Annotated in this window: 5 protein-coding genes; 4 read left to right on the top strand and 1 reads right to left on the bottom strand. The window is 38.8% G+C overall.

What is annotated here, in order from left to right; translation table 11 throughout:
- Positions 1–384 (top strand): DUF5615 family PIN-like protein (locus FJR38_RS25085; protein ID WP_217360058.1); only part of this gene is annotated, 384 nt, incomplete at its 5' end.
- Between the two features lie 16 nt (positions 385–400).
- Here FJR38_RS25085 and FJR38_RS25080 read toward each other — a convergent pair.
- Positions 401–1,702, bottom strand: a complete 1,302-nt coding sequence (locus FJR38_RS25080; protein WP_168540100.1) for a site-specific integrase — start codon at positions 1,700–1,702, stop codon at positions 401–403.
- A 548-nt stretch (positions 1,703–2,250) separates the two neighbouring features.
- On the opposite strand from FJR38_RS25080, the gene nifK reads away from it, so the two are divergent.
- From nifK to nifN, 3 genes are all read left to right on the top strand, one after another.
- Complete coding sequence (gene nifK, locus FJR38_RS25075; protein ID WP_168498125.1) at positions 2,251–3,786, top strand: nitrogenase molybdenum-iron protein subunit beta; 1,536 nt, start codon at positions 2,251–2,253, stop codon at positions 3,784–3,786.
- 547 nt (positions 3,787–4,333) lie between these two features.
- Complete coding sequence (gene nifE / locus FJR38_RS25070; protein WP_168497534.1) at positions 4,334–5,701, top strand: nitrogenase iron-molybdenum cofactor biosynthesis protein NifE; 1,368 nt, start codon at positions 4,334–4,336, stop codon at positions 5,699–5,701.
- Positions 5,702–5,824: 123 nt separating this feature from the next.
- Complete coding sequence (gene nifN, locus FJR38_RS25065; protein ID WP_168497545.1) at positions 5,825–7,156, top strand: nitrogenase iron-molybdenum cofactor biosynthesis protein NifN; 1,332 nt, start codon at positions 5,825–5,827, stop codon at positions 7,154–7,156.
- Positions 7,157–7,168 lie beyond the last annotated feature (12 nt).

The following is a 7,168-nucleotide window of genomic DNA, read 5'->3' as shown; positions in this document are numbered from 1 at the left end:
GGCAAAACTGATGGGGAATCATTACGAAGTGAGAAAAATTGCATGAATGGGTTTTTATTTGATGAAAATCTCCCTACTAAAATCCAATTTACTCCATCTTTACCCATCATTCATGTTTCTATTTTAGGGAATAGTCCGAGTGATACCCAAATCTGGGAGTATGCAAAGGAAAAAGAATTGGTGATTGTTACTAAAGATGCAGATTTTTCAGATCGGTTGATGGTTGATTCTTCTCCACCTAAAATAGTGCATCTACGTTTTGGGAATATGCGAAAACGTGAATTTCACTCATTTCTAGCTAAAGTTTGGACGGAGATTGAAATGTTAGTCATTGATCACAAGCTAATTAATGTTTATTCTGATCAAATTGAAGCATTTAAATAGTATTATGCTGCATTACTTAACTCCGTTTATAAACCATTTCCATCCTCAACTTCTCTACCTCAATCTTTAACCGTTCATTCTCCATTTTCAACCCTGTATTTTCATCCTTAATCAACTCCACCTCATTCCGTTTACTCAAAGCCTGATTAATTGCCAACTTCCGCATATCCAAAGAAAACCAACGTTGATAAGTTTTCGTATGAATCTGCACACTATGACCCAAATTATCCGCCGCAGCCTTAATCGGAACTCCCAAAATATGCGCTCTAATTGCCCAACCATGACGTAAATCATAAGGTTTAAAATTCAAACCGATTTTTCTAAACCACCAACTCACCCTTTGAATTAAAGCCGTGATTTCCGCATGATTATTCTGGTCTTTTTTACTAATTGCTATTGCCAACATTTCTAAATACTTCGGATTTCTCAAATCAAATTCATTAATCCATTCCTTATATAAAGGTAAAGCTTCCCTTTCACCAGTTTTACAATCTTTATCAACCTTCCAAGTTAAATCTAAATTTTCATCACTTAACCACCAATCAATATGAGGATTAACAAAAAGCTCACGGGGACGTAAACCAAAAACCGCCAACATTCCATAAGTCCAACGCCATAATTGCCAACTATCTTTCACATCTTGATTAACTTGCTTACCGCGATTATTTAGATATTCATCAAACTTATAAAATCCAGTAACTATTTCCTTATCAGTAGGAACATTCCGAGAATTACTTTCAGGAACTTTAGAATAATTAGTTAAATTAATCTCAATTTTAAAAAGTTGACAAAAAACAGAAATAGCCCTGACAGCATTATATTTAGCCCATTCCTTATCTATTTTTTCAATCGCATGAATCAAAACATCCCCATTTGCCAAATCATCAGCATTTGTATAACGCTTAATTCGAGAAAAATAATAGAAAAAAGTATGTTCACTTTTAGTCGTGCGTTTATGGGTTTTAAAATATTCCTCCTCAAACCTTACCAATAACTCACCAATAGTTATTAACTCCTTTTTAATTGCCTCACTTCCCAAATATTTATCATTCCAAACAAAAGATTTCCTAGCAATTAACTTACCTAACTCATAAGCTTCCTCCTCAGCAGTTTTCACACCTAGTAAATTTGCGGGAATATTCAAACTAAGATTGTATTGCTTCTTTCCCGTTCCCCTTGTATCCACATCTCCCGGTTTAATAGGTAAAGTTGCCCGTAATTGCAGACATCCATTTGATTCTCGAATTGTTACCCTAGTCTTCGCAGACTTCAAACGCAGATTTACCTGCTGTATTTCCCATAATAGCTGTTCCTTCATCCTTTGCGTCTTTGCTCCTCTGCGCCTTTGCGCGAAACTTAACTCTGAATCTTTCAGACTATATTTAGACAAAAAATAAAGGAGTTAACTGCAAACATAGTTTATCCCTGACATTGCTCACTGCAAACATAGCGGAGTTAAAAGCTATTAAACCAGCAAAATAAATACTCCGGTCCTTACCACGGTTACGACGGATTCGCAATCTTCGCTCGTGACATGGATTTGGCACTCAACAGCCCAACCTGGGGATTAATCGGCGCTCCCTGGAACAAAAAAGCTCAAAAAGCTAAAGCAAAGGCTAAGGCTTCCGTTTAGAGAACAGATAGGGGTAAAACCTGCCAGTACAGGGATAGTCTGGGGGTTGGCCCCAGGGGGGAGTTAGGAATTCAAGATTCAAAATTAAAAATTCTAAGTTTTGGATTTTGCATTTTGAATTTTGAGCTACATTTCGCACTCCCCACCACAAGATTACGGGCAGACAAACCCACCAAAGGGAGCGGAAACACCGCCCCTAAGGCAAACACAATACACAGCTTGGAGATATAGAAATGCCTCAGAATCCAGACAAGATTCAGGATCACGTTGAGCTATTCCACCAGCCAGAATACCAACAACTGTTTGAAAACAAGAAACAGTTTGAAAACGCTCACACACCAGAAGAAGTCCAACGAGTTTCCGAATGGACAAAAAGCTGGGAATACCGGGAAAAGAACTTTGAACGTACAGCTTTAACCGTTAACCCCGCTAAAGGTTGTCAACCTTTAGGTGCTATGTTTGCGGCTGTAGGTTTTGAAGGTACTCTTCCCTTCGTTCAAGGTTCTCAAGGTTGTGTGGCTTACTTCCGTACCCACTTAACTCGTCACTACAAAGAACCATTCGCCGGCGTTTCTTCTTCCATGACAGAAGACGCTGCTGTGTTCGGTGGTTTGCAAAACATGATTGATGGCTTGGCTAACTCCTACAAGCTATACAGTCCTAAGATGATTGCTGTTTGCACCACCTGTATGGCAGAAGTTATCGGTGATGACTTACAGTCATTTATTGGTAACGCTAAAGAAGCTGGTTCAGTTCCTCAAGATTTACCAGTACCTTTTGCTCACACACCTAGCTTCGTTGGTTCTCACATCACTGGTTACGACAACATGATGAAGGGAATTCTGACTACCTTAACCGCAGGTAAGAAGAAAACCAAGAGCAACGGCAAAATCAACTTCATTCCTGGTTTTGATACCTACGTAGAAAACAACCGCGAAATTAAGCGAATTGCTTCTTTGATGGGTATTGACTACACCTTGTTGTCTGATAACAGCGATTATGTTGACTCACCTTGTGATGGTGAATACAATATGTATCCAGGTGGTACTAAGCTAGAAGATGCAGCAGATTCCATTAACGCTAATGCTACTATTGCTCTTCAAGCTTACTCCACAACCAAGACCCGTGAATACATCGCTAAAGATTGGAAGCAAGACGTTTCAGTTTCCCGTCCTTGGGGTATCAAGGGAACTGACGAGTTCTTAATGAAACTCAGCGAATTGACTGGTAAGGCTATTCCTGAAGAATTGGAAATTGAACGCGGTCGTGCAGTTGACGCAATGACTGACTCCCACGCTTGGGTTCACGGTAAGCGTTTCGCTATCTACGGTGATCCTGACTTAGTTTATAGCGTAGTTGGTTTCATGCTAGAAATGGGTGCTGAACCTGTACATATCTTGGTTCACAACACCAACGAAGTATTCGAGAAAGAATTGCAAGAATTGTTAGATTCTAGCGTCTTCGGTAAGTCCGCTAAAATCTGGGGTGGTAAAGACTTGTGGCATCTAAGATCATTGTTGTTCACAGAACCAGTAGACCTGTTAATTGGTAACTCCTACGGTAAATACCTGTGGCGCGATTGTGGTGTACCTTTGGTAAGAATTGGTTATCCTATCATGGATCGTCACCACTACCACCGTTATGCAACTGTTGGTTACAAAGGTATCATCAACCTGTTGAACTGGATTGTGAACACAGTATTTGAAGAAATTGACAACAACACCAATGTTGCTGGTAAGACCGATATTTCTTACGACTTAGTTCGTTAAGAATGTCTGTAAGGGTGGGATTTTCCCATCCTGGAGAATAAACAAAGGGGATTGGGACATAGGCAATTTACCTAAAATCCTATCCCCTATCTCCAGTTTCTAGCTTTTATTTTTATTCCTTTCATCTATTTGCAGGATGAATTACGTTATCTTCAATACCATAAATTTTCGATTTTTTCTGGCAAAAACAAATGTTATGAAAATCCCACCCTAGAAAATACAGATAAATACATATCTTTTTTGAAAGTTTATCTGTGTAATTATTAAGTTAATTAGATTTTCTGCAAAATCTACAAATCAATAAAAATTAAGTATAAAAACTTGATTATTTTCGGGGAATTAGAATTATTATATTTGTTATATCTCTCCTGTGTTGATCCTAATTTTGTTTTTGTTTCGCGCCCAGATGCAGAGGAACAAAAGCACAAAGGAGCAAAAAAATACATTAGTTCAAATTGTATTCTAAATAAGTGAAATCTTCATAACTATGATGGATTTCACTCAAGATTTGTCATGTTAACAAATTCTATCTAGCACGAGAATAAAAATGAAAGTCACCCAAAGTAAAATTAACGAGTTGTTGAGTGAGTCAGGATGCGAACATAATCAAAAGAAACAGGGAGAAAAGAAAAATAAATCTTGTACCCAACAGGCTCAACCAGGTGCGGCTCAAGGGGGTTGTGCATTTGATGGGGCGATGATTGCTTTAGTGCCAATTACTGATGCTGCTCACTTGGTTCATGGTCCGATCGCTTGCGCTGGAAATTCATGGGGAAGTCGTGGTAGTCTGTCTTCTGGACCAATGTTGTACAAGACAGGTTTTACTACTGATGTGGGTGAAAATGATGTAATTTTCGGTGGTGAGAAAAAGCTTTATAAGGCGATTTTAGAAGTTAATGAAAATTACAAACCTGCGGCTGTTTTTGTTTACGCTACCTGTGTTACAGCCTTAATTGGTGATGATATTGATGCAGTTTGTAAGGTGGCGGCAGAAAAAACTGGAACTCCGGTTATTCCGGTGATTGCGCCGGGATTTATTGGTAGTAAAAATCTTGGTAATCGTTTTGGTGGTGAAGCTTTACTAGAATATGTAGTAGGAACTGCTGAACCTGAATATACTACACCTTATGATATTAATTTAATTGGTGAGTACAATATTGCTGGGGAAATGTGGGGGGTTTTACCTTTATTTGAAAAGTTAGGAATTCGGGTTTTATCGAAAATTACTGGTGATGCTCGTTATGATGAAGTTCGTTATGCTCACCGGGCTAAATTAAATGTGATGATTTGCTCACGGGCGTTATTAAATATGGCGCGGAAAATGCAGGAACGTTATGGAATTCCTTACATTGAAGAGTCATTTTATGGAATTAAAGATATTAACCGTTGTCTCCGAACTGTGGCTGCTAAATTAGGTGATGCTGATTTGCAGGAACGGACAGAAAAGTTAATTGCAGAAGAAACTGCGACTTTAGATATTGCTCTTGCTCCCTATCGAGCCAAGTTGAAAGGAAAGCGAGTTGTTCTCTATACTGGCGGTGTGAAAAGTTGGTCAATTATTTCCGCTGCGAAGGATTTGGGAATTGAAGTTGTGGCGACAAGTACACGCAAAAGTACAGAAGAAGATAAAGCGAAAATCAAAAATTTGTTGGGTAATGATGGGATCATGTTGGAGAAGGGGAACGCTACAGAACTCCTAAAATTAATTCAAGAAACTAACGCAGATATGCTTATTGCTGGGGGCAGAAATCAATATACTGCTTTGAAAGCGAGAGTTCCCTTTTTAGATATTAACCAAGAACGTCATCATCCCTATGCGGGTTATGTGGGGATGGTGGAAATGGCGCGGGAGTTGACTGAGGCTTTATATAGCCCTGTTTGGGAGCAAATTCGTAAACCAGCACCTTGGGAATAAATTAGGTGACAGGTGATGGTAAGGGCGAAGCATTCGGGCGATAAATTATCGGTTTTTCTCAAAAATTATTTTCCGAATGCTTCGCCCCTACGACTGACAAATTATTTTGAGATTATAGTTATTATGGCGATCGCAATTGTTCCAGAAAAGTCTGTGACTGTAAACCCCCTCAAACAAAGTCAGGCTTTAGGTGCTTCTTTGGCTTTTTTGGGTTTGAAGGGAACTATGCCTTTATTTCATGGTTCTCAGGGTTGTACAGCTTTTGCAAAAGTGGTTTTGGTTCGACATTTTCGGGAAGCTATTCCTCTTGCTACTACCGCAATGACGGAAGTTACTACTATTTTGGGTGGTGAGGAAAATGTTGAGCAAGCTATTCTCACTTTAGTGGAAAAGGTACAACCGGAAATTATTGGTTTGTGTACCACTGGGTTAACAGAAACTAGAGGTGATGATATAGAAATGTTCTTGAAAGATATTCGAGAACGTCATCCTGAACTTAATCATTTAGCAATTGTTTTTGCTCCTACTCCCGATTTTAAAGGTGCATTGCAAGATGGTTTTGCAGTTGCGGTAGAAAGTATAGTTAAAGAAATTCCTAAAGCTGGAGGAATTAAACCGGAACAAATCACAATTTTAGCTGGTGCTGCTATCACTCCTGGAGATGTGCTAGAAATTCGGGAAATGGTGACAGCTTTTGGACTAGAACCAATTTTTGTTCCTGATTTGGGTGCTTCTTTAGATGGACATTTGGAAGATGGTTATACTGCTATAACTGCTAGTGGTACAACTTTAAAAGAATTACGTTCTTTGGGTAGTTCAGCTTTTACCTTAGCATTAGGTGAAAGTATGGTGGGGGCGGCGAAAATTTTAGAGGAACGGTTTGGAACTAGTTATCAAGTATTTAGAGATTTAATAGGATTAGAACCTGTAGATCAATTTCTGCAAAAGTTATCTTTATTAAGTGGAAATCCCGTTCCTGAAAAATATCGTCGTCAACGCCGGCAATTGCAAGATGCAATGTTAGATACTCACTTTTATTTTAGTTCTAAACGAGTATCTTTAGCTTTAGAACCTGATTTGTTATGGTCTATGGTTGGGTTTTTGCAATCAATGGGGGCGCAAATTCACAATGCTGTAACAACAACTCGTTCTCCTTTACTTGAAGCACTTCCTATCAAGAATGTCACTATTGGTGATTTGGAGGATTTTGAAAAGTTGGCGTTAGGTTCTGATTTATTGATTGGTAATTCTAATGTAAATACTATCTCTAAACGCCTTTCTATTCCTCTCTATCGTCTGGGTATTCCCATTTATGATCGTTTAGGAAATGGTCTATTTACCAAGGTAGGCTATCGCGGCACTATTGAGCTTCTTTTTGGGATGGGAAACCTATTTATTGAACATGAAGAGTCATCAATGATGAATCAGTGGTCATCAGTAATTAATAGGGAATAGGTGACAGGGAAC

It is taken from the genome of Anabaena sp. UHCC 0253, assembly GCF_009712085.1.
In the GTDB taxonomy this organism is placed as follows: domain Bacteria; phylum Cyanobacteriota; class Cyanobacteriia; order Cyanobacteriales; family Nostocaceae; genus Dolichospermum.
Note: the sequence above shows the minus strand (reverse complement) of the source record. Positions and strands in the feature narration are given on the sequence as shown.